We start from the raw sequence: 25,271 nt of genomic DNA, 5'->3' as shown, positions 1-25,271 counted from the left end.
CACTTTTTTGAAAAAAGCTCGATATGCCGGGCAAAAAAAGTATGATTGCCGGAAATGTTCGATTCTTATAGTGTGTGAAGTACCAAACTGCGAAGGAGTGAGAACATGATGAAACAAACGGGCGCCGGACAGAGCTTGATATCCGAAAGAGCGGTAGGAACTTCCAAACGGGGCTCGCTGATGAGCAAAATCATCCGGGACAAATATTTGCTGCTGCTGCTGCTCCCGGGCTTGGCCTACTTTGTTATTTTCAAATACGTTCCGATGTGGGGAGTTCTGCTCGCCTTCAAAAATTACCAGCCTTACGCCGGTTTTTTTAACAGCGAATGGGTCGGACTCGATAACTTCAAACAGTTTTTTCAGGACCCGATATTTTTTACATTAATTCGCAACACGCTTTTGCTGGGTTTGTACGATTTGTTGTTTTTTTTCCCGGCTCCGATTCTGCTGGCGCTTTTGCTGAATGAAGTGCGCAAAGCTTTTTACAAGCGCTTTATCCAGTCGCTCATTTATATCCCGCATTTTATTTCGATGGTTATCGTAGCGAGCATTTCCTATTTGCTGCTGACGACGGAAGGCGGAGTCATTAATGAAGCGGTGCTGCGGCTTTTCGGACATAAAATCGATTTTCTGACGAGCGAAAGCTGGTTCAGGCCGATGATTATTTCGCAAAGCATTTGGAAAGAAATGGGCTGGGGGACGATCATCTTCCTGGCGGCGCTTGCCGGCGTGGATCAAGAGCAGTACGAAGCGGCTTACGTCGACGGCGCGAACCGGTTCCGCCAACTGTGGCACATTACGCTGCCGGCCATTCAGGGAACGATCATCGTCCTGCTCATTTTGCGCATGGGGCAATTTATGGACCGCGGATTCGAGCAGGTGCTGTTAATGATCAACCCGCTGAACCGTCCGGTCGCCGAAGTGTTCGACACTTACGTGTACACGGCCGGGATTATGCAGGGCGCTTTCAGCTACAGTGCGGCAGTAGGGCTGTTTAAAGCGATCATTTCCATCGTCCTCGTGTTCACAACGAATTACTTGGCCAAAAGGGCCGGCCATTCCGGCATATTTTGAGAAAGGAGGAGAACGATGAACGATCGGCACCAATCGCTGGGCGAAAAATGCTTCGATATTTTCAACCATGTGTTTCTGGCAGTCGTCGCCCTTGCCATGCTGCTTCCGGTTTTGTATATTGTCGCGGGATCGTTCGCCAGCGATCTTGAGATCGGGGCCAGATCCTTTTTCCTGATTCCGAAACACATTACGTTCGACGCTTACAAGTTTGTTTTTAAAGATAACGCATTGCCAAGGAGCTTATTGGTATCGTTATTTGTTACCGTCGGGGGAACGCTCGTTAATCTGTTTTTCACCTTTACGATGGCGTACGCTTTATCGCGGCGGCACATGGTCGGGCGAAACGCCGTGTTGAACATGATTATTTTCACGATGATGTTCAGCGGCGGGATTATTCCTACTTATTTGGTTGTAAAAAGCTTGGGACTGCTGAACTCGTACCTGGCCGTCATGCTGCCCGTCGCGATCAACGCTTTTAACCTGATCGTCGTCAAATCGTTTTTTCAGGAAATTCCTAACGAATTGATCGAATCGGCGCGCATTGACGGAAGCAACGATATCGGCGTGCTGTGGCGAATCGTTTTGCCGCTTTCCAAACCGGTTATCGCTACATTCGGGCTTTTTTACGCCGTCGCCCACTGGAACGATTTCTTCAATGCGCTGATCTATTTATCGGATGCCAAAATGTGGCCGATGCAGGTGCTGCTGCGGCAAATCGTACTGATGGCGACGGGGGCGCTGGAAATGGGAACCTACGACCCGACCTATGTCAAACCGCCGGACCAGTCGATTAAAATGGCGATCATCGTCGTGGGTACGCTGCCGATTTTGCTCGTGTATCCGTTCATTCAAAAATATTTTGCCAAAGGCGTTTTAATCGGCGCGGTCAAAGGGTAAGCGAACGGGTTGTCGCAGCGCCGGTTGGAAAACGGGTGCATGCTTCATCATAAACCAGTAAACCGATCATCAAGGGGAGGAAAAGAACATGAGTTGGAAAAATACGAAAAAAACATGGTTTGTACTGACGAGTGCGCTCGTAACCGTAAGCGCTATCACGGGGTGCGGCTCCGACACTGCGAAGCCTAATGCGGCGGATGCGCCGAAGACGACGGCCGGAGGGGCGACCGCCAAGGAAGCGCCGTTCAAAATCAGTATCATGCTGAAAAGTTACAACAATGATATCGCAACCCCCGAAAGCAAAGTATGGAAAAAAATCGAAGAATATACGAATACAAAGCTGGACTTGCAGTTTACTCCCGATACGAGCTACAGCGATAAACTGAACATCGCCCTTGCTTCCGGAACTTTGCCTACGCTTGTGTTTGTGAACAATGCCAAAGTATCGGCTGTCGCCAATGCGATCAACGGAGGCGCTTTCTGGGAAATCGGCCCGTATCTGAAAGATTATCCAAATTTGAAGCAGGCGAATCCGACTGTGCTGAACAACACTTCGGTTAACGGCAAATATTACGGTCTTTACGTATCCCGGCCGATCGGACGGATGGGCATCAGCTACCGGAAGGATTGGCTTGACAATCTCGGCATGCAGGAACCGAAGACGATCGACGAATTTTACGCGATGCTCAAAGCGTTCACCAACAACGATCCGGATAAAAACGGCAAAAACGACACTTACGGGATGGTCGTGACCAAATACGGCGGACCGTGGGACATTATGCAAACCTGGTTCGGCGCTCCGAACAAATGGGGCGAAAAAGACGGCAAGCTGGTTCCCGCCCAGTTGACGCCGGAATATATGGAAGCGCTCAAATTTTTCAAAAAGCTGTATGACGAGAAGCTGATCAATCCGGATTTTGCGGTGTACGATTCGGCCAAATGGAACGATCCGATCATTAACAGCCAAGCCGGCGTTGCGATTGACGTTACGGAGCGCTCCTATCAAATCGATGAGAAAATGAAGCAGATCAACCCCAAAGCCAGCATCGACATCATCGGCGCCGTAAGCGGTCCGAGCGGGCTGCACAATTTACCGACGGCTGGGCACAACGGGATGTTCCTTATTTCCAAATCCGCCGTAAAAACCGAAGCCGATCTCAAGAAGGTGCTTACGTTCCTGGACAAAACGAACGACAAAGAGATGCAGGCGTTGATCAACTACGGTATCGAAGGCGTTCATTACAAAGTGGAGGACGGCAAGCTGGTTACGCTTATTTTGCAAACCGACCCGATGACGCCGGATATTAATAACAAAGGCATCTCGCAAATTTTGTCTTCGATTCCGTACATGATACCGGACATGTTCAAACCATCCACACCGCTTCGCCAGAAGTCGAACGACGTGCAAAAAGCGAATGAAAAAATTATCGTCACCAATCCCGCCGAACCGTTTACAACCGCCACCTACACGCAAAAGGGCACGCAGTTGGATCAGGCCGTCGAAGACGCGCGGACCAAATTTATCGTAGGCAAGATCGATGAGGCCGGCTTTAAAGCCGAAATGGAGTTGTGGAAAAAGAACGGCGGCGATGCGTATACCAAAGAAATAAACGATGCCTACGCCGCTTCCAAGGCAGGCAAATAGCATACAGCGAATGGAACAATTCCTCGCGGCGAAGGTCCGGTCATCCGTATGTGGCCGGACTTTCACCGTGCAAACCAAAGGAGCGCGATGGCAATGGCAGCGGTAAACACCGGAGGCACCAAAGGAACGGTTTGGCCGTCCGAACGGCGCAGTTTTACGGATTTGATCACGGGTGCAACCGTCACACAGCTGACGAATCACAATTCGCACAGCTACCATATTTATTTTACGAACAACGGCTTTTATGGCGACGGCAAGCTGATCTTCGGCTCGGACCGCGGGAATGCCGCCAATCTGTACAGCATGGATCTGCACAGCGGCGCCATGACTCAATTAACGGACTTGGAGCGCGGCCGCGAATCCCGGATTCAAGGCGCTTTTCTTCATCCTGACGGCCATGAAGCGTACTTTTACTATGACAATTCGATTCGCGCCATCGATCTGGAAACGTTGGAAGAGCGGATTCTTTTTACGATTCCCGCGAACTACAGATTCGGCAGCATGAGCTGCACCGCGGACGGGCGGTGGTTGTGCTTCGGGCTGAACGAGGATTTGACGGACCGGATCGCGCTGGATACGAAGAACGGTTACCTCGGCTTTGAAGCGTATTTCCGCGCGAAGCCGCACAGCATGATTATGGCGGTTTCACCCGCGGATGGGAAGGTGAACAGGCTTCATGAAGATAAGCTGTGGATCGGCCATATCAATACGTCGCCGACGCAAGCGAATTTGCTGACTTTTTGCCACGAAGGGCCCTGGGAGCAGATCGATCATCGGATTTGGGTACTGGATATCGCGACCGGGCGGTATTGGAAGGTGAAGGAAACGCTGCCGAATGAATATGTCGGGCATGAATATTGGCTGGCGGACGGTGTTCATATCGGTTACCACGGTTTTACCAATTCGCTTGACGATCATACCGGGAAAATTATCGGGGCCGTCAAGTACGACAACAGCGGCGCCGAGCAGTACAAGTTTCCTTTTCAAAATATGCATGTGCACTCCAACGATTTGTCCCTTGTCATCGGCGACGGCCAGCAGACGAACGCTTATCACGGCGACCAGTTCCAGGATACGCTGCAGGTGTGGCGAAACGACGGTTCCGGGTTCAAAGGCCCGCGCATTCTGTGCAAGCACAGGGGAAGCTTCCATACGCAAAATCTTCACGTTCATCCGAGACTAAGCCCGGACGGCAGGCAGGTGCTGTTTACAAGCGATATGTCGGGGTACGGCAATTTGTACATAGCCGATATTCCGGAGTTCGAATCCCTCCCCGAAATGCCGGTAAAGCCATGATGAGCGCGAAAACGAAAAGCGTGAAACCGAAAAGCGACAAACCGAACTTGCTGCTCATCTTCACCGACCAGCAGCGCTGGGATACGTTAGGGGCATACGGCAATACCGCGATACGAACGCCGAATTTGGACCGGCTGGCGAGCGAGGGGGCCGTATTCGAGCATGCGGTCACCCCTTGCCCCCTCTGCGCACCGGCGCGGGCAAGCGTGATGACCGGATTCGCTGCGGGAAAGACGAACGTCTTCGATAACGAATCCGCTCCGGCTGTCGCCGCCGATGAGTCGATCGCGGCTTATTTGGCTAAAGCCGGCTATTTCAGCCAGGCGATCGGGAAGATGCATTTTACGCCGGAAGGGCAGACGTACGGCATGGACCATCTCATTTTGTCGGAGGAGATGAGGGGGGTGCGCACCGCGGAGCGCGTGGAAGACGTTCGTTTCGACGACTACGACCGGTACTTGATCGAGCATGGCGCCTGGGGCTGGGAGAAGCCGCCGGAAATCGGCTATAACGAATTGAAGCCGCTTGTGAACGGGCTGCCAAAGGAGCTCCATATCACGCAGTGGTGCGGGGATCGGTCGGTACATTGGCTGAAAAACGAAAGACCTGCGGACAAACCGTTTTTTTTATGGATATCATTTGTCAAGCCTCACGCTCCTTTCGATTGCCCGCAGCATTTGACCGGTCTGTACGACCCGGAGAATTTGCCGAAACCTTGGGTGTCGGACAAGGACGGTACCTCCAAAAATCCGTACATCGAATCGCACCGCCAAGCGATGGAAGCCGATCTGTATTCGGAGCGGGCGCTGCTTAGAAACAGGGCGTATTATTACGCGAATATTACGTTCATCGACGAGCAGATCGGCAGAATCTTGCACACGCTGGATGAAGATGGGCTGGCTGACAATACGCTCGTTCTGTTTACTTCGGACCATGGGGAACTGCTTGGCGACCATCGATTATGGTTCAAAAACTTCGGGTATGAGGGCAGCCTCCACATCCCGATGATCGCCCGGTGGCCCGGCGTGATCGCACCCGGCACCCGCTGCGCCGAGTTGACGACTCTGCTGGACATTTTTCCTACTTTCGTGAACCGGGCAAGCGGGCACCGCGAAGACGACGGCCGCCCCGGAGCGGATCTGTTGAAGCTGCTGGCGGAACCGGCTTCCGTTCGTCGGGATTTCGTCTGCTCCGAGTTTTACGTGCCGCCCAACTATATGCTTCATATCCGCAGTAAGGAATGGAAATATTTGTATTACCAAAACGGCGGTTACGAAGAGCTGTATCACCTCGCGAATGATCCGCACGAGCTTGTCGATTTGGCGGAGGATCCGCTTTTTGAGCATGTGAAAAGCGAGCATCGGGCAGCGGCGGTCCAGTGGATCCGCAGCTACGGCAATCCTGAAATCGCGCTCGATGAAACAGGCCGGGAGTTGAAGGCGATCCCTTATCAAGCGCAGGCCCCTTCATTGAATCCGCGGCCGTTCTCGCGTATGCCGTGGGATTCCAGAATCCCGCCCTCGCTGCTGCCGGAAGGGCGGAGGTCCTGGTTCTGGCAAGCGTTGGGCGGCGATTGGAGCGACGTTATAAGGTCTTTAGTCCCGAAGGATTCGTGAGGGGCCGGTGTTTCGATTTTGAGTGCAGGAGGTAGATGCTTTGTTCGAACAATATGAAATCGTGGAGACGCTGTATGAGAACCCGCTTGCTTCACCGGCGGATATTGCGGATTTTCGCCTGGAAGGAAGCGCGAATATATCTTTTCCCCAGGGGAGAATGCGGATGGAGAATGCCCTGGATGCCGGGGAAGGGCAGAGAGCCAATTTTGTGCTTTGGTGCCCGGAGACGTTTCCGGACGGCTTGTCGATCAGTTGGGAGTTTTGGCCAGTTAAAGAGCCGGGGCTTTGCATTCTTTTTTTCAGCGCGGCAGGCCGCAGCGGCAAAGATATGTTCGACCCCGGGCTCGAGCGGCGGATAGGCGTCTATGACCAGTACCACCACGGGGACATCAATGCTTATCACATCTCCTATTACCGCAGATTATGGGAGGAGGAGCGCTCTTTTCATACCTGTAACTTAAGAAAAAGTTACGGTTTTCATCTGGCCGCGCAGGGGGCCGATCCGCTGCCGCCCGTGCTCGACGCGAGAGGGCCGTATCGCATGCGCGTGATCGTTCATGGCGGGGAGGTGCTGTTCGCCATCAACGATCTTTTGGTGCTTAAATGGAAGGATGACGGTACGACTTACGGCCCTATCCTCGGCCAAGGACGGATCGGGTTTCGCCAAATGGCCCCGCTCATCGCCGAATACCGCAACCTGCAGGTGCATCGGGTGAGAGAAAAAGGTTCCAATTAGCGCGTTCGAACGGGTCGCAGGCTGCCGACGGATCGTATCGGGAGCCTGCCTTTTTGTTGCCAAGCGACCTTGTGCCCCGCTTCAGTTCAGCAACCCTTGAGGAAAGGAACGGGGTGGGGAGAAATCGTTTCAGTGGCGATTTTTCGCGAAATTTCGCATACTTTGGATAAAAATTGAAATTTATATTGATAGTCAACAAGAGTATGGGTTATTATGGATAGAGTTATGGATCGAATGTACTATTTTTTATAGATTCGTCTACCTATGAACCAAGTGAAAATGAAAAGGCAAACTTGCTCGAAAGACAAGGACGCAAAGCCACGGACCTACTTTTCCGGGATGCATGTCGCAAGACATCTCTGGAGAAACGGCCGCCGGGTTACCACAAGCGGTTGGTTTTTTGTTGTTGAAAGCAGCTCAGAAAGCGAGATGACATGCGAGATGCCGACCTTCTTTTACCAGAGATCACCAAGAATTATTTCCGAAAGGAGGCTTTGAAACGAAATTTTTAAGTTGATAATCGATATAGTTACGGTTCTGATCAGTTCCAATCGGACTTCAAAATCGGCATAAAGATAAGAGAGGAAGGGGGCTAATCCGTAGGTATTAGGTTAAAATTCAACAATGTAAGCGCTATTATTTTGAATGCTGACTGTTTGCAATTTTTTGGTGATAATATCACTTGATTAGCTTAACCGTTTATTGAATTCTTATTTTATATTACTTGAGGTGAGTTATTTTTGAAAAAGATTACTTCATTATTACTAATATTAACAATATTATTCTCCATATTGTTCAAAGATGTTGATAATACCATTTATGCGGCGGATACTTCCAACACAATAAAAGTAACTTCAATAACTGCAAATTATGGTGATATGTATTTCAACCCTACATTTACCGTTACCGGAACTAATTTGCCTTCCTTGGAATACAAGACAAGCATGAGTTACGGTGGATATGGATATAGAAATTTCATGTTGGTAGAGAGTAATGATGCACGTAATCCGAGTGGAATACAGATTGGTTACAAGGATAATAATGTAGGAATAAACGTTATCTCTAGTTCCAGCACACAAATGGTATTTCAAATCAGTGCAACAACCCCATCACACTATACCAGTAATATAGATTTGTATTTAGCACCATCGGGAAGTACTGTTCAACAACATCCAAGTTTTTATGTAGGAAGCTTTAATTTGAGTACATTAGCTCCCAATACAATAAAAGTAACCTCAATAACTGCAAACTATGGTGACATGTATTTTAACCCCACGTTTACCATTACCGGAACTAACTTGCCCCCCTTGGAGTATATGACATATATGAGATTCGGTGGTGAAGGGTATAGAAATTTCATGTTGGTAGAGAGTAATGATCCACGTGATCCGAGTGGAAAACAGATTGGTTACAAAGATAGTAACGTAGGAATAACTGTAATCTCTAGTTCCAGCACACAATTAGTATTTCAAATCAGTTCAACTGACCCATCACATTATACCAGCAGTATAGATTTGTATTTAGCACCATCGGGAAGTACTGTTCAAAAACATCCGAGCTTTTATGTAGGAAGCTTTAATTTGAGCACATTATCTCCCAACACAATAAAAGTAACCTCAATAACTGCAAACTATGGTGACATGTATTTTAACCCCACGTTTACCATTACCGGAACTAACTTGCCCCCCTTGGAGTATATGACATATATGAGATTCGGTGGTGAAGGGTATAGAAATTTCATGTTGGTAGAGAGTAATGATCCACGTGATCCGAGTGGAAAACAGATTGGTTACAAAGATAGTAACGTAGGAATAACTGTAATCTCTAGTTCCAGCACACAATTGGTATTTCAAATCAGTTCAACTGATCCGTCACATTATACCAGCAGTATAGATTTGTATTTAGCACCGTCGGGAAGTACTGTTCAAAAACATCCGAGCTTTTATGTAGGAAGTTTTAATTTGGGTACATTAGCTCCCAACACAATAAAAGTGACTTCAATAACTGCAAATTATGGTGACATGTATTTTAATCCCACGTTTACAGTTACTGGAAATAATTTGCCTCCCTTAGAATATTGGGTAAGCATGAGATACGGTGGGTATGGATATAGAAATTTCATGTTGGTAGAGAGTAATGATCCACGTAATCCGAGTGGAAAACAGATTGGCTACAAGGATAATAATGTGGGAATCACTGTTATCTCTAGTTCCAGCACACAATTGGTATTTCAAATCAGTTCAACTGACCCGTCACATTATACCAGCAGTATAGACTTGTATTTGGCACCATCGGGAAGCACTGTTCAACAACACCCAAATTGTTATGTAGGAAGTTTTAATTTGGGTACTGGCAATTTCTCTAGAGTTCCAGAAATAAATCTCTCTGGAGGTAATGCAATTTCCAAGATACAAACTTTAGATTCCAGAATAATGGACGAACAAACATTTGAAGCTGACCCAGTAAACACGGCAACTGGAGCGCACGAGATTACAAGATCGTTGCTTACGGTAAATGGAGAACTTCCACTCAGCTTCAATACTCACTACAATTCCCTTTTACTTAATGTTGGCCCATTAGGAAAAGGTTGGAGCCATGACTTTGAAACATATTTGGAAAAGCAATCAAGCGGAAATATCATTGTTCATTGGAATGCAAACCGTCAGAATACTTTTGCGAGAAATAGTAGCGGACAATACACCAGCTCAGACTTGAGCGTCAATTATGATAATCTAGTTCAAAATAGCGATGGAAGCTATACTTTAACCCTCAGGGATCAAACCACATATCTGTTTAACCCTACCGGTCAAGTCACAAAATTATTGAATGGTCATGGACAAACTTATCAATTTAGTTATGATAATGCAGGCCGATTAATTACTGTGAATGAACCTGTTTCAGGACAAGCCCTTCAATTTTTTTATAATACAAATGGGTTAATGAATCGAATTAAAGATGTAGTGAATCGTGAAATATCTATTACCTACGATGCTAATCAAAACTTAACGTCCATCGTAGATGCGAATGGAAATCCTACAAATTATACGTATGATAGTAATGGGCGAGTATTGACTGTAACGGATTCAGATGGGATTGTTTCCTTCATAAATACTTATGATGATAGAGGCAGAGTAATCTCACAAAAAGATGCTTTGGCGAATCATCCAGCTACTCTATTCAACTATGATGAAACAAGTTTGCCTGGAAATATAATTACTACGATAACGGATCGTAATGGTCAGAAACATGCAGTAACCCATAATGGTTTTTATGAGCTAATACAGTTAACAGATGAAATGGGAAATATCAAAACATACTCATATGATCAAAATGGGAATCGTACGGGCGAAAGAGATTTTAATGGGGATTTTTCGAGGTATGTGTATGATTCCAAAGGTAATTTGATAAATTCGGTTGATGCAAATGGCAATCTAACTATCATGACGTATGACTCCAAAAACAATTTACTTTCTGTACAAAATGCTCAAGGGAACACAACCACATACACCTACGATAGTAACAATAACATTTTAAATGTGAAGGACTCGTTGGGCAATAGTACCACAAATGAGTATAATAGCGACGGTTTGTTGAAATCAGTAACAACACCTTTGAAAGCCAAGACATTGTACGAGTATGCACAAGGCAATCTTGTAAAAAAAACCGATCCTACTGGTGTAGTAACCAATTATCAATATGACAACATCGGCAGAATTGTTAAGAAAAAGAAAGGGGACATTTCTGATTCGTATACATATGATGCGGCTGGTCATATATTAACTCAGACAGACAGTTTAGGTAATACTTTTAAATATACCTACAATAGTCACGGTGATAAAGTTACTAAAACTGATCCCAAAGGGAGTTTAACCAAATACAACTACGATGCAAACGGTAATCTCCTGTCAGAGACTAATGCGTTAAATCAAAGTATTACCTATAAATATGACGGAGAAGATCGACTAGCTTCAGTGATAGATGCCAATGGTAATACAACTTATTTCCACCGAGATTCTAAAGGACGTTTAACCAGTGTAACTGATCCGAAGGGAAATTCTTTTGGTACGCAATATGATACAGTGGGTAATGTAATCGGAAAAACGGATGGAAATGGGGATACAATTGAAACTTATTCTTTTGATGCAGTAAATAATCCGATTTCTATTACTGATGCATTGGGCAACGTTACAACCCAAAAATATGATAGTTTGAATAGAGTGACTCAAGTTATTGATGCATTTGGTCGTTCGACAACGATGAAATATGATGTTGTTAATCGACTAATTTCAACTCGCGATACACTTGGTGGGAATAACCAGCAAAGTTATGATACCGATGGAAACCGTACAACTATTGGAGATGCAAACAATAATAATACCAGTTTTACTTATGATTCTGCAGGAAGAATAGTTTCAATCACGACATCATCTGGCTCGACGATAAAGTATAAATATGACACTCAAGGACAACTTGTAAGTATAGTTAATGGTCGCGGCCAAGAAACCACATATCAATATGATGCTGCTGGAAGACAGATCAGTTTTACAAATCCGGAAGGTACTGTTACACAAACATATGATGCAAATGGTAACCCACTAATTACTACAGATGGTAATGGAACTATTAGCAGACAGTATGACTCATTGAATCATTTGACAAGCTACAAAGATGTATTTGGCAATACAATTCAATATAGTTATGATGCTAATGGAAATTTAAAAACGTTAACTTATCCTGATGGTAAAGTGGTCACCTATGAGTACGATTCGACAAATCGGCTTGTCCAGGTAACAGATTGGAGAAGCCGTCATACCCAATACGTTTACGATGTAAATGGCCGACTAAGTAAGACAATTCGTCCCGATGGTTCTACAGAAATGAACTTATACGATAAAGCAGGACAACTGATTGAGACGAATGACACTGATCGATTTGGTAGTGCTATCAATCATTACAGCTATACCTATGATAACAACCATTTAGTTTTATCAGAAAGAAACAGCGTCACGAATGAGGTTTATAACTATGCATACGATGTATTGGGTAGGTTAACTAATGTAGGTATTGCTGATGCAGTATATGGCCAATCCTATTCATACGATCCGGCCGGGAATTTAACTGTTTTCCAGAATGTATACCAGCCTGGAAGCGCGCAGACCGTTATTCAAAATGTAAATATGTCTTATACCGCTGATAATAGATTAGCTCAGTTTAACGGGAATCCTGTAAATTATGATGCAGATGGAAACATGACCAACGGGCCTTTAAACGGTCAAATGCTGACATTCCAATATGATTCGCAGAATCGACTTATCCGTGCGGGGAACGCAAGCTATGGGTATGATGCGGAAAACCACCGTGTATCCAAGATTGAAAATGGGGTAACTACTCGTTTTGTCATTAATCCTAATACTTCCTTAAGCCAAGTGTTGATGGAAACGGATGCGGCAGGTGTACCTAAAGCGTATTATGTCTATGGTCTTGGCTTAATAAGTAAGGAAGATGTGGAAGGGAATCTATCGATACACCATTATGATCGAAGAGGGAGTACGACCGTTCTTACTGACGAGAGTGGGCACATTACAGATCGTATTGGATATGATTTTTATGGGAATTTGACTTATCACATTGGGACACCCATGACTCCTTTTATGTATAATGGACGAGACGGTGTGATGACTGACAGTAATGGGTTGTATTATATGCGAGCTAGGTACTACAATCCTGAAATTAAACGGTTCTTGAATCGTGATGTTCTGATTGGTAGTATTGAAAATGGGCAGACGCTAAACCGCTATGCTTATGTGAATGGAAATCCTGTTTCTTATGTAGATCCTTTTGGATTGAGCAGGGATGGGGATGATTGGAGCAGTTGGGTGCATACAGCCCTTGATATAGCTGGGAATATACCGGGAGTAGATATATTCTCGGAAGGCGCAAATTTCCTTCTTTATAGTTATGAGGGGGATACAGTTAATGCCGGTTTATCTTTATTGGCAGCTATTCCCTTGGGTGGCGAAGCTGTTGCAGATGCCCGTCTTGCCTATCGGGCTCAGCAGTCTATTGCCAGAAAAATTGAGGGGATGGGTAAAGATGTTAAGGCAACTGAAATGCCCGTTATAACTAGAGGAAGTAAAGAGTGGGGCAATGCAGTTAAAAAATTAAATGAGGGTGGATCTTCAAACTTTAGGGTTGAATCTGCGTCTGAAGCAAAAGTATTATTGCAAGAAGGCAGAGGTAACATGAATAGATATAAACAATATTCTACTAAAAAATATGATAAGGGTTATGAAAGACATCCAAACGAAAAGCACACCCAAAATGCCCCCCATAATGACCTCCCACACATAAAGTGGAAGGATTGGCATTCTAGTAACTCTGGTAAAGGTCATATTTTTTATAGCGAACCTAATTAGGAGGGATAATAAAAATGGAAGTTTTCCCTGGAAGTCGAGTGAATCAAAATGAAGCAAAACAAATAATGAAAGAGTTATTGCAACAAATCAACCCCGAAAATATAGAACCAGGGGAAAATATTAAAAACTGGGTGCGGGTAGATAATCAAGTTTATGATACTGATGCACTTTCTACTGGAGAAGAGTACTATCTATTTTACAAGCACCCAATTCATGACTATCAGGATAAGTTGTTTTTAACGAGTAAGACAAACGTAATTGCATTTCTTAAAGATAGAATCAATCCTGATAGGGAGGAAGGGCTGGACGTGATAACTGCATCTAAGGATTATTCAAAAATTATTGTTTGCAACCATGATGGCCAGATTTTCTTGGTGAAATAAATACCGAAACGGATAGTGTATTATAACTTACCTTGACTGGCTTCGTGCCTTTCAAGGTTTCTTTTTTGGGCTGGGGTTATCCAGTCGGTATGGCCCCGTATAAACTCAGCTCAAACAATGTAATTAAAATACACGGGTTTATATCGTGATTGCAAGGTCGCATAATACAGCCAACAAAGCAAACTCTTAGAAAGTTTGACAAACATGATTGATAAACTTTCAAAGGTTTATTCCAACTTGAATCATAGGTTAGGAATAAGCATATTATTTAAAAGAAGGATATATCAGGGAAATATTTGATTAAAGGGAGTGTTATTGAAATGACAAGAGAAGAATTGCAAGAGTTGTTATTGGAAGATGAAACTATGCCATATGAATGATATGTTTTTTGGAAAAAATTGAAAAAAATCGAAAAACTGCGTAGCTAAAAGAAGAGATAAATGGATTGTTTATTATAGCGAGAGAGGAAGAGAATGAATATTAAGGAATTTGAAAATAAGGATGATGCGTTAAGGAACTGTATAACAGAATGTTAGCAAATAAAGCACTATACGAAAACTTAAGACAAGAAGGAAAAATGCGATAGACATACGGATAGCTTCCAGGAAATCGGGAAGGACATTATAAAAGGATTCGAAGAACGCGCCGCCCATTCTCTGGATTCCCCTGCTGATTTTTTGAATTATTTAACTATGGGGATTCCAAAAGGCATCAACGACGGTCTACAAAGCAGGGCAAACAAAATGATGGACTCTCCCTACGATTTTGCCAATTGGCTGAGCATGGGGGCCGTTGAAACGGTCAAGGAGGCATTGGATCCGAAAGAAGCGCTCTCCAAAGAGCACTGGATGGCGAGCTTCGGGCTGGCTTCCATGATCGCAGGAGGGACATCAGCGCTTATTTCGAAGGGGAAGCCCGCTTTAGGGAATACGGCCAGGGGAATCGGTGAAGTAGACCAGGGAACTCCTCCGCAAACGATCAAACCGCCTGAGAAGCCCAATGAGAGACCGAACGAGAAGCTGCCGGAGGGTGAGGGGACGGGGAAATCTTCTTTGAAAAGTGAAGTTATTACTGCTGAGAAGGTAACAATCGATTCGCAAAGTATCGGTGGAGAACTAGCTAGGAGAAGTAAAGAGCTCAGAAAAGAACTGCCAAAGGAAATTAGGAAACAAGGTAATTTTGGTTTGGCAAAAGTAGAGATAAAAGGATTAAGATCTGAGTATAAATCTTCTAGTCGTGTAAACGCTGTAAGTGATGCAGGTGATGCACAAGGTTTCTCGACTCTTAAAGATGAGAAGGACTGGAATTTCACACCACGAGATGTTAACGATTTAGATGTCATTGATGGAGAAGGTGCTTATACAAGAAAATGGGATACAGAATTTAAAATTTTGGAGGATATTACTGACGAGCTGAAAAAGCTTGAACCAAGGGAGAGAAAAGGGAGAATTGACCTTTATACTGATAGAGAGCCGTGTGCTAGCTGTAGTCCAATTATTTTAAAGTTCAAAGAGATGTTCCCAGATATAGAGATTTATGTGTATTATATAAGAGAATTAAAGAGATAGGTGGAAGGTAGAATATGGTAGAAGAATTAACATATGATGAATTGATGGAGTATGTCCCGAAAGATTACACGAGTTTTATTTCTGATGGATTATCACCAGGTCAAGCAATTTCAAGATTGGTCGTAGAGTATGAAAACCAAACAGACGACTATGAGGAAATAAATTGGTTGTTCACTGTAATATTGGCAGAAATTTGTGTGCGTAATAATTGCATTAGAGAACATATTGTAAAAAATGCATTAGAAATTATTGAAGATAAGAGATTGATAAGCATCTGGAAAAAAGAAAACATTGATTCTTCTGAACTTAATATCAGGGAACGGTACTTGGAAAATGTTAGGTTGGTCATAGAGGATGAAAATCTAGATTTGTAATGATCTATCAGTAATTTTGTGTAAATTACCAAGCAACGAACAGTGCCACAATGCGAGCTAGCCACCTGTATTGTGGTCTTCTTTTTTTCATGAGTTGATACATTTTGAGGCCTGCCCGAAAGAGCAGCGATGATTCACGAACGGAAAAAGGGGGCTTATATAATATGGAGGAACTAAATATTCTAGCGGCAGAAGAAATTCTTTTAAACGGGATAGAATTTATAGGTGATGTTTGTTTTTCTGGAGAGTTTGGTGATCAAGTTTTTGATAAACCTATGGAAGATGGAGGAAAACCAATAACAGGTCTTGTTTATGAAAAGTATAGTACTGGGAACTTAGCTCATTATTGTTACTATGTGAATGGTGTACCTGAAGGCGATTATGTTACATTTTATGAAAGTGGCAAAATAGAAGGCTTTAGATGTATGAGCAAGGGAGCTATTGCTGGAAAATCTTTTTCTTGGTATTAGGATGGATCTATTAGATCAATCGCAGAATCTCTTTATGGCTTTAAAATTACCTATAGAGAATGGAATGAAAAAGGGGAATTAATAAAAGAAAAATCAGAACCAACCCAATTTGATCTTGTTTAAAGCAATTTTAACAAGATGGTCAGCTTGTCGAGTCGTTTCGGGTAAACGATGTTTAGGTGAAATTTTTAATATCCATTCACATGCTGTGGTTAAAGAAATTCGGGGACCGATTGACACGAAAACAGGCTTAATATTGTCCAGAGTTCCTAGTACATTTCCAACTACCTCATTGTTCTCTATTAGTGGTGAACACGACACTCTGTGAAGTTTAGGTTCTTCGAAAGTGCCTAATAATCTAGTTTTGCCACAACCAATAGTCGGTATATCGAAAAGAACTCCTAAGTGACTAGCTAACCCAATTCTTCTAGGATGTGCGATACCCTGACCATCACAAACAATTAAATTTGGCTTTATTTTTATTTGCTTAAACGCCTTAATGATTGGGGGTAACTCCCTGAATGAAAATAATCCGGGGATATATGGAAATCGAACTGTATCTTCAATTACTACTGATTCCACTAGTTTTAATGATGTCGACTCCAAAATGACTAATGCTGCAATTAAAATATCACTTCGTTTGCAATAAGCTACATCAACTCCGGCAACATATTTTACTTCATCATATTGGTCTTTTTTAATGACCTTTTCAGCTAAATTATTTTGTATGGAAATTACCTCTTCTTCGCTTAATTCCCACGGATGAATGAATATTGGCTCCATTGAAACCACCTTTTATTTGTATATTAAAAGATTATCGTCTTCTCATACGAGGAGTTTACCATGTTTCGGATGAAAAGGAGGCTGGAAACATGACAGAGCAGGAAGCAAAGGACATAATTGAAATAGAGATGTTAGAACGATTCAATTGGTTTGATGAACATCCATTAAGAGAAAATGAAGTAGGAATTAAGGTTTAAGGTAATCAATGGATCGTATATGTCACAGATGAAAGAGCTTATGCTTCGGAAATTGAACTTAAAATCGGAGGTATTTTTATGCGAAATGGTATTTGGGCGTTATATCAAGGGCGAGAGTACGAAGTTATCGAACACAATCCGAACGATTATGAATTGTTCACAAAAGAACATGTTGAGAGTAGCTTAGGTTTTACTCTTGATAGTACGGGACATTATTGTAAACGTGTCGAAAAAAACGAGATTCAGTCGATATACGATGTAAGAAATGCTGTGATATTCGATGGTCTTGAATTTCCTGTTTTTCAAGAAGACTCCAACAGGTTATTGTTGGGCAGTGGTATGCACGGACCAGACATTATAAAAAAGTATGAATTTGTAGAAGTGGATCGTTTTGAATACGAAAAGTGGGTAGAAAAAAGTGATATCAAAAAATTCTATGAAGTAAAAGTGCCTATGTGGGGGTTTCCAGCACCATGAGGCGATGATAAGAAATTGATAAGTAGCAGTCATAGTATTTGCTAAATTAGCAGGATTTGGTCAAATATTGTCCCTAATTTGATGTAATTGGCCTTGTTTTTTGCAACTGGAGGTCATGATCGTAAAAACGGCGCGGCGCTGTATTTTCCCTTGGGGCAATGGATGGAATTCGTAAAGGCAATGCTCATGTTCGGTGCAAGTTATAAAATTTTTGTGAAAATATGTTATATTATGGGTTAATATGGGATTTTAATTAGATCTAATGCACTATTTTTATAGTTTTAAATACCTGAAAGACCAAGTGAAATTGAAAAGGCAAACCTGATCGAAAGACAGGGACGCAAAGCCACGGGCCTACTCTATGGGGTGTGTGTCGCCAGACATTCCTTATAGAAACGGCAGCCGGGCCGCCAAAGGCGTTGGTTTTTTTGTTTTGAAAAGCAAATTTTTTACTATGGAGGTATAAAAATGAGAGTTCATTTGATTACATCGCTAGCGGTTATTGCATTACTTGGGACTTCAATTCCCGATGTCCAAGCTGATTCAACCGCCGCTACGCCAGGCACGAAAACAACAAATGCCGCCGGTACGGCATCCACAGGCAGCTTCAGCGATACGAAAGGGCATTGGGCGGAAGCAACCATAGCTGGAGCCATTCAAAAAGGCTATGTCGAAGGTTACCAAGACCATTCTTTCAAACCGAACGAACAAGTGACGCGCGCCGAATTTATCAAAATGGTCGATACCACACTTCAACTTTCGGTTTCTGGCGTTACCTCTGGCAATGACTGGTATTTGCCGTACATTAACGCGGCGGTCAGTGTGGGAATACATCAATGGAGTGACTTTACGAGCGGGGATTGGAATACGCCGATGACTCGCTACGAAATGGCGCGCATAGCGGTTCGCGCAGCTACCGGCGACAATAACACGGATGACAAGAAGTGGATGTACCTGGCGACGAAAGCCGGGCTGATCGCCGGTCTGGACGACAGCGGCACGCTCGGGGAGGATAAAACGACGACACGTGCACAGGCGGTGGCCATTATTGAGCGCATACTTGATATTAAAAATGGTAATACACTCAAATCTGACAAACATGCTGTTTCGAGGGCAGAGGTCACATGGCATCGAACAAATATCATGATTATGCTCCCACGATATTTTGGGAAACCGATCCGTGAGTTTAAACCCGATGTGTTGGACTTCGCTTCTGATAATGGAAATGTAAGGTCAACGGCAAAAGAAGTCATTGTCGTTGACCTTGATGATCCAAACGACCCTTTCCGCAGCTATATTCCCGATGATTTGCAATGGGTAAGTCACAAGGATGGGAAATATAGGAACATAAACAGTGGCGCATATGTTCTTGTTGCGATGAATCGCTTGACTTTAGAAAAAAAATACGGAATTACACCATTGTACTACAAGAGTGGAATCGAAATGACTGCCAAACTTGTTTCTGAAACTCCTAGCGATGATCCGAGTATTCTTGACGCAAGCGAGCAGCTATATTCAAAATCCAAAAAAGGGGATTTTCAAATTGAAATGAACTATCCTGGGCATGAGTGGGAAGATCTACGTGATCAGGAGTATATTAACGGCTTTGTTATTCCAAAGGGTAATCTAGTTGTCGAAAAAAAAATACCAAACATTGGCCTAGAGTTTAGCCAACCTCAACAATTCGGAGGCAAGTATGTAGAGGTTGTTTTGTCTGCTCCTGATTATAATTACAACCAAAATTAAGGGTTCTTAACATGAAAAAAAAGATAGGTATATTCCTCTTCATGATATTGTTTTTTGGCAATGTCTTATCCATCATTATTTACCCTGACAAAGCTAGTGCTACGGGCACGCCTCCGACGGTCACAGCAACATTAAGTGCGCCAGGGGGGTACAACGATAACTTTACCATTGATGGTATTTCGTACGCCGGGAAATGGCTGCCACAAGAGTATTTCAATCCAAGCCCTTCCACAATTGATGTCGGAGGCGATCCGGCACAAATTGATAAAGTTGTATTAGTCGATCCAGGTACAGATACAGCAAGGTATGAATTAACCTTAGAAAGTGGCACTGTTTATAAGTATCCTGATGCAATATATGGAAATCATTCGGATTTTAATGCAAGGAACAAGCGTTCACCTGTCGGTGTGTTTAAATGGAATCGAAACTTTAACTGGGTTCTCGGTTGGCCTTGGACATTTGCTGATGATGACGGGGATACTAACAGAGCCGCGAATGATTCTTCTATACCTAATGATTCATATGGTTTGCCCGAAATTCCTTCTAAAGCTCCATGGAATACTTTTAGAAGGGTTCCAAAGCCAACGGAAATGTCTAACGATTCAAATATTATAGTTCCTGTTGACTATGTGCAAATTAACAGCGTGGAAAATCCTGCAGTAGATAACAATGGATCATTCACGCCTGAACCATCTGGAAAAATCTACGATATCTCCGGTAGTTTGGAGACAGATAAGAGTGCTAGAGTGACTTTTACGGAGCTCTTTGATTATGTGCCAGCAGATAACGGGCATTTTGCAGATCCAAGGGCACTCTTTTATAACTACTACAGTCCGATGAAGATTGATTTTATTGGAGAGTCATGGTTTTTTCGTGATTTAGAATTGAAGGTTTATTACAAAGACGGATCGGGCGGCTTAACCGTTTCAAATCCTGGGTGTATGGACCTATCTACGAATAAGTCCAAATCCCTTACGGCGACTCTTACGAAACCTGGCACAACAACAGAGAATGTGACCAGCAATCCGAAAACAACATGGTCAAGTTCGAATATAGGTGTGGCTACAGTCAGCCCAGTCGGTGTTGTTACAGCGGTAGGCGTGGGAACGACTACGATTCAAGCTCATTATGTTGAAGCTGTTGGAAATGTAGATGAAAAAGGAAGCACTAGCGTTGAAGTCAAAAACAGCTGTTCGCCTGTGCCACCCAACAGCTGCTCCTACATGATCGGCCCCCCGGCCAAAGGAACGATTAATCAGGCCGCCGTCATGGACCCTGCGGCCAGCGGTGTGCTTCTCGCGGATATGCGGGATGCGGAAAGATTCGATGTGTTAAAAGGCATCCCGACTTCGGAAAGCCTCTATGCGAACGTATTGGGGCTGGAGTATTTATTTCAAAATCAATTTGCGAATATGACCGGTGAGGTGTCGTATGCGGTTGAAGTGACCAAAACATATGTCTGGACGGTAGGCGGCGGGGAAGGGGCGCCACCGGTCCCTATGGAGGAAACCGTAACCGAGACCATGACCGTCAAACGCCCGTATAGCTACTGGCAAATCGACAACTTGGAAGTCTATGGATTAGAGAAGTCCACGATCACGAATTATGCGCTCGGCGGCTATCCCGATGAAACGGTTCAGTTGGATCCCCATGGCTATACGGCGCCAACGCTGCAATCGGATAATAACGATGATGTAAAGGCTCATGTTCTCCCCGCTACTTGCAGCGGGGTCAATCTGGGGACTGGCGGTGGCCCGCCACCCGGAGGTACGCCGCCGGAGTTTCAATCGGCAGCGGAGAACGCCGTGGGTCGCAACCAGGTGAACAACGATCTGGTCGTTTTTAACGGCGTTACGATTATGGAAAATTCCCGGTACCCCGATCAGGGACAGACTCCGGGAACGATCCCGCAGCCGACGATGATCGGCCGGGATGTGCTGTACGGCAATGGCTACGTCGTCAGCAATTCGCTTGTCAACCGGGCGGATCAGCCGACGACCGGCACGATCTATTACCCGCTGATTCCGGGGAATGTCAAAGGCGGATCGGATAAAGACTATCCGATCGACGGCATCAATCCGGTGACGGTGCATACACCGGTGGTCATGTACCCGTCTGTGACCGACGATCAGGCGCACAACGAAAAAGTCGTGCCCACCGCAGGCCGGGCGGCGGTCATTTTGGACCGGCCGTTCACGGTGTTCGTGCCGACGACCGGCCAGCATGACGCGTACCCCGGCTTCGGCGGGTACGGGGTCACAAACGGGTACGGCGATTACGCCAAGTACACCGCCAACAAGCAAGTCCGCTTCGAATTCGACGTCTGGAATGCGGATAAGTCGGCGTACATCGGGGCGGGGACATGGGTCGACATTCCGGTGAATCAGCCGGACATGACGTTCATCATGCCGACGTGGATCGACGAAGGGTTTTATACAGTTCATTTTCGGTCGATTGCGATCAATGCGCCTACGAACTTTACGACACAAACGAGCGCCAATTTCGATTGGCCGAATCACGTAGCGACGAACACGATCCCGGTAGAGGCGATCGGCAGGCTGTACGATTTTCATATCACGGATATCGGCGACTATGATTGGCAGTACGTGTTCCGCACGAGCGACGGCATCTCGCCGACAGGCGTTTCGTACTGGACCGGCACGAACGATATCGACGGAATCTCGCGGGGCAACAGCTATCCGTATGTGCTGCCGATTCATCCGGGAAGCCACCCGTTTCCGGGCTATGACCATACCGTGTCGATCAAGACCGGGTATCATTTTAAATTCGACTTGAAGACGAAGGGGAACATGTTCGGGCGCCGGGATGGGATACGGATCACGCCATCGTTTTATTTTGTGAATAAGGATGGCACGGGGCGTATCCCGGTGGATTTGTACTACCACGCCTACTCGGAGAAACCGGTGAGGTATTTTGTGAAAATCGGCTCCGCCGACGACAAGCAGCAGCGGCATGTGCTGCTGAACGACACGATGCGCAATGTGCCGGGCGAAGAGCTTACCGATACGGCCGCGTATGTGGCGGATAACTATGGCGTAAGCGACTTTTTGTACCGGGCTAAGCGCAAGTCCTGGGTCGGCAATGCGTATGCATGGTTCACGTCGCCATGGCTAACCCGGACGATGATCGGACCGAAAACCGGCGTGCCCGGTTCGGTAGATCCGCAGCGGGCGCTGGCTTCGATCCAGCACTGGTATGGCGAGTACAGCTTGCCGGCGGCTCCTTATGTGGTGGCGGCGGGCACAAATATCGCGGAATACGGGAGAACGCATGGCGGGCTGGACGATCATTCGCCGATTTTTTTGAAGGATGGGTACATCATCGTGAATTTCAACTTGGAGAGCATCAAGAATGCCGATTATGTGAATCCCTTTTTGCGCTATTACCGGCTGCCCGGGGAGAGCGTCCCGCTGGACAACCAGTGGCAGATGGAAGGATTCAGCAATGCGACGACGGATAAATACGGCAACACGTTCACGCTGATGGACGGCGATGTGGCGTTCTATCATGGGGATTTATCCAGTTATGACGATTTTGGCGCAAGGGTAACGCATTAAAAGAGCTGCGGTCCACTAACGAAAGGGGAACTTAGGTGCAAATACGTGTAGACACATCGACTCTGCGAGCCACGGCGAGCGAGCTTTATGCGACGATCGGGACGCTGGAGCGCATCCAAAGCCAACTTCACAGCGCGATGAACGGGCTCACGATGTCCAGCCGTCAGCGGTCCGATGTGGACAGCGGCTACCAATCGATTGACCGGATGCTGCAGGACCTGCGCTGCGAACTGCAGCAAATCCAGGACTTCGCCACGAAAAAAGCGAATCAGTTTGATGAGGCGGATGGGAAAGGCGCGGGTATTTTCAGCGGAAGTTGGAAATCATGGGTGAAAGATGCCCTGACCGGGCGAAGTTTCCTACCTCAAGTCAAAAACGCAGCGGCAGTAAAAACCATGAGTACGACGTGGACGGGACGAAGCGGAGCGAGGTTACTCGATTTTCTCGAAAGTGGGCTGGATGCGGTAGAGACAGGAATCACTTGGCTGGACAACAAAGTCAAGCAAGGGGAAGAGTGGGTCTATTCAGCACTGGATGCAAGCACCTATAATGGACAAGGAAGAGATATCATCCAGAAGCTGCTCGAAGGAAGCAAACTGGATAACCGCTACATAACAAGCGTACTGGACGCCGTAGACCAACGCATTCAACTGGAAGAGCATTTTAAAACCGGAGTGGCCAAAGGAGTTATAGGGACACTATCTGGTGTGGTATCATTAGCTCTAAAGGGCAATGCGTTTAGCTCGGCAGTGCGAAGTACACAATACGCCTTGAAGACGATCCGCAGCGAGAAACCGCTGTATACATTGCAAGAAGATGCAAAGAATGGGATCGCGAACGTGAAGCAGCTGCCGGGACGAGTAACGAAAGCAGTCGTGAGTACGATAAAGGAATTTGAAGAAGCGAGTCCGAACCGGAAAGCGGAAATGCTGGGCTATGGCATCGAGAAAACGGCAGAAGTCTTTGTACCGTTAGGGGCCGTTGTACGAAGTGCAAAGGGTGCGGAGGAACTGAGTGTCCTCACATCGAATGCAAGCAAGGCAACTGCCGCAGTAGAGGCGGAGAGCCCGCTTGTTCCGCTGGTGAAGCAAGCTGAGGGGACGGGGAAAGATAGATTACCTGATAGCATGTTAGGGAAGAATGATTCTGATCCGTTTAGGGATATTTATGGTCCTGGACGTCTTTCCCACCCTGAGGAATGGGATGATATTATTAAGCAAGCACAGGAAGCAGGAGTAGAAGTAAGAATCCTAGATCGTGATATTATGGCATATGCACCAAAAGGAAATATTCCAGGGCAATTAAATATATATGAAGATGCTTCAATAAGTGCTCTAAGACATGAGTATCAACATTTTCTAGACGATATGGCAAAAGGCTACCCCAAATTGGATGTTACTTATGAGTTCAAAAATAGAATTATTATGGAACTCAGAGCATACATGGTTGAAATAAAAGAGGCTGACCGAATAGGTAACAAGGCTCTTGCTGAGCAACTGTGGAACAACTATAGAACTGAAAGGCAATATCTAATAGACAACTTTGGTCCTGTAAATGAATAAAGAGAGGCGATGAAGAGTGAAACCTTTAAGTTTATCGAAGGAAATAAGAGAAGGCAAATTAAACGATCTTGAAATTATCAAGTGTTTAGATATTCATCATAATCAGGTTTTAGTAAGTGCTATAAGTCAGATTGTCAGCAGAAAATTGTGTAACGAAGAGATTATTTCTAAACTTTCTTACATCAGCAAATTTCGAGACCCGAATGTAAATAAACTCTTTGGAATCGACACCATAGGGCATTACAGCATAGCGGCACTTTTGGCTATTGATACTCCTGAATCGAAATGCAAATATGAGGAATTAATGGCTGATCTTGATGATTGGGATAAAGAAATTGTGGAAAGAATTGCAGAAAGCATGAATTAATTAATAACAGTGGTGGGCGGGCTACCCAGTGCCGAATGAACCCAACATTCAACCAATAACAAACTTAACCTATGTAATGCCCGTAT

17 protein-coding genes and 2 riboswitches are annotated in these 25,271 nt (G+C 45.0%); of the genes, 16 read left to right on the top strand and 1 reads right to left on the bottom strand.

What is annotated here, in order from left to right; all coding sequences use genetic code 11:
• The first annotated feature begins 108 nt into the window (after nt 1-108).
• The 11 genes from AC0LWT_RS10555 to AC0LWT_RS10505 all read left to right on the top strand — a co-directional run bounded on the left by AC0LWT_RS10555 (nt 109) and on the right by AC0LWT_RS10505 (nt 16,475).
• Nucleotides 109-1,074: an ABC transporter permease gene (locus AC0LWT_RS10555; RefSeq protein ID WP_474681337.1), complete on the top strand. Its 966-nt coding sequence runs from the start codon at nt 109-111 to the stop codon at nt 1,072-1,074.
• Nucleotides 1,075-1,089: 15 nt separating this feature from the next.
• Nucleotides 1,090-1,971 (top strand): carbohydrate ABC transporter permease, encoded by an 882-nt coding sequence (locus AC0LWT_RS10550; protein WP_474681197.1) that lies wholly within the window; start codon nt 1,090-1,092, stop codon nt 1,969-1,971.
• An 88-nt stretch (nt 1,972-2,059) separates the two neighbouring features.
• On the top strand, nt 2,060-3,616 hold the full coding sequence (locus tag AC0LWT_RS10545; protein ID WP_474681196.1) for an extracellular solute-binding protein: 1,557 nt from the start codon (nt 2,060-2,062) through the stop codon (nt 3,614-3,616).
• Between the two features lie 93 nt (nt 3,617-3,709).
• Nucleotides 3,710-4,912 carry an oligogalacturonate lyase family protein gene (locus tag AC0LWT_RS10540; protein ID WP_474681195.1) on the top strand — a complete coding sequence of 401 codons (1,203 nt, stop codon included), beginning with the start codon at nt 3,710-3,712 and terminating at the stop codon, nt 4,910-4,912.
• The gene (locus AC0LWT_RS10535; RefSeq protein WP_474681194.1) at nt 4,909-6,528 is read left to right on the top strand and encodes a sulfatase family protein; all 1,620 of its coding nucleotides are present in this window, start codon (nt 4,909-4,911) and stop codon (nt 6,526-6,528) included. Before AC0LWT_RS10540 ends, AC0LWT_RS10535 begins: the two co-directional genes overlap by 4 nt.
• Nucleotides 6,529-6,568: 40 nt before the next feature.
• Entirely contained in the window at nt 6,569-7,264 is a 696-nt protein-coding gene (locus tag AC0LWT_RS10530) for a YesU family protein (protein ID WP_474681193.1), read from the top strand.
• A 276-nt stretch (nt 7,265-7,540) separates the two neighbouring features.
• Nucleotides 7,541-7,651, top strand: a riboswitch (cyclic di-GMP riboswitch).
• 353 nt (nt 7,652-8,004) lie between these two features.
• Nucleotides 8,005-13,680, top strand: a complete 5,676-nt coding sequence (locus AC0LWT_RS10525) for an RHS repeat-associated core domain-containing protein (RefSeq protein ID WP_474681192.1) — start codon at nt 8,005-8,007, stop codon at nt 13,678-13,680.
• A gap of 14 nt (nt 13,681-13,694) precedes the next feature.
• Complete coding sequence (locus AC0LWT_RS10520; protein WP_474681191.1) at nt 13,695-14,063, top strand: hypothetical protein; 369 nt, start codon at nt 13,695-13,697, stop codon at nt 14,061-14,063.
• Nucleotides 14,064-14,806: 743 nt separating this feature from the next.
• Nucleotides 14,807-15,631, top strand: a complete 825-nt coding sequence (locus tag AC0LWT_RS10515) for a deaminase domain-containing protein (RefSeq protein ID WP_474681190.1) — start codon at nt 14,807-14,809, stop codon at nt 15,629-15,631.
• Between the two features lie 14 nt (nt 15,632-15,645).
• On the top strand, nt 15,646-16,005 hold the full coding sequence (locus AC0LWT_RS10510; protein WP_474681189.1) for an Imm3 family immunity protein: 360 nt from the start codon (nt 15,646-15,648) through the stop codon (nt 16,003-16,005).
• Between the two features lie 164 nt (nt 16,006-16,169).
• Nucleotides 16,170-16,475 (top strand): toxin-antitoxin system YwqK family antitoxin, encoded by a 306-nt coding sequence (locus tag AC0LWT_RS10505; protein ID WP_474681188.1) that lies wholly within the window; start codon nt 16,170-16,172, stop codon nt 16,473-16,475.
• Between the two features lie 93 nt (nt 16,476-16,568).
• Here AC0LWT_RS10505 and nfi read toward each other — a convergent pair whose 3' ends face one another.
• Nucleotides 16,569-17,258, bottom strand: a complete 690-nt coding sequence (gene nfi, locus AC0LWT_RS10500; RefSeq protein WP_474681187.1) for a deoxyribonuclease V — start codon at nt 17,256-17,258, stop codon at nt 16,569-16,571.
• A gap of 275 nt (nt 17,259-17,533) precedes the next feature.
• Between nfi and AC0LWT_RS10495 the strand changes: the two genes are divergently transcribed.
• The 5 genes from AC0LWT_RS10495 (at nt 17,534) to AC0LWT_RS10475 (ending at nt 25,185) form a co-directional block, all read left to right on the top strand.
• Nucleotides 17,534-17,932 carry a hypothetical protein gene (locus tag AC0LWT_RS10495; RefSeq protein WP_474681186.1) on the top strand — a complete coding sequence of 133 codons (399 nt, stop codon included), beginning with the start codon at nt 17,534-17,536 and terminating at the stop codon, nt 17,930-17,932.
• A 304-nt stretch (nt 17,933-18,236) separates the two neighbouring features.
• A riboswitch (cyclic di-GMP riboswitch) is annotated at nt 18,237-18,347 on the top strand.
• 53 nt (nt 18,348-18,400) lie between these two features.
• On the top strand, nt 18,401-19,678 hold the full coding sequence (locus AC0LWT_RS10490; protein ID WP_474681185.1) for an S-layer homology domain-containing protein: 1,278 nt from the start codon (nt 18,401-18,403) through the stop codon (nt 19,676-19,678).
• Nucleotides 19,679-20,736: 1,058 nt separating this feature from the next.
• The gene (locus AC0LWT_RS10485; RefSeq protein ID WP_474681184.1) at nt 20,737-23,256 is read left to right on the top strand and encodes a DUF5704 domain-containing protein; all 2,520 of its coding nucleotides are present in this window, start codon (nt 20,737-20,739) and stop codon (nt 23,254-23,256) included.
• Nucleotides 23,257-23,291: 35 nt separating this feature from the next.
• Entirely contained in the window at nt 23,292-24,818 is a 1,527-nt protein-coding gene (locus AC0LWT_RS10480) for a WXG100 family type VII secretion target (protein WP_474681183.1), read from the top strand.
• Nucleotides 24,819-24,834: 16 nt separating this feature from the next.
• Nucleotides 24,835-25,185, top strand: coding sequence for a hypothetical protein (locus AC0LWT_RS10475; protein WP_474681182.1), 351 nt, complete (start codon nt 24,835-24,837; stop codon nt 25,183-25,185).
• The last annotated feature ends 86 nt before the right edge of the window (nt 25,186-25,271 follow it).

The organism is Paenibacillus sp. sgz302164 (assembly GCF_056120505.1).
Note: the sequence above shows the minus strand (reverse complement) of the source record. Positions and strands in the feature narration are given on the sequence as shown.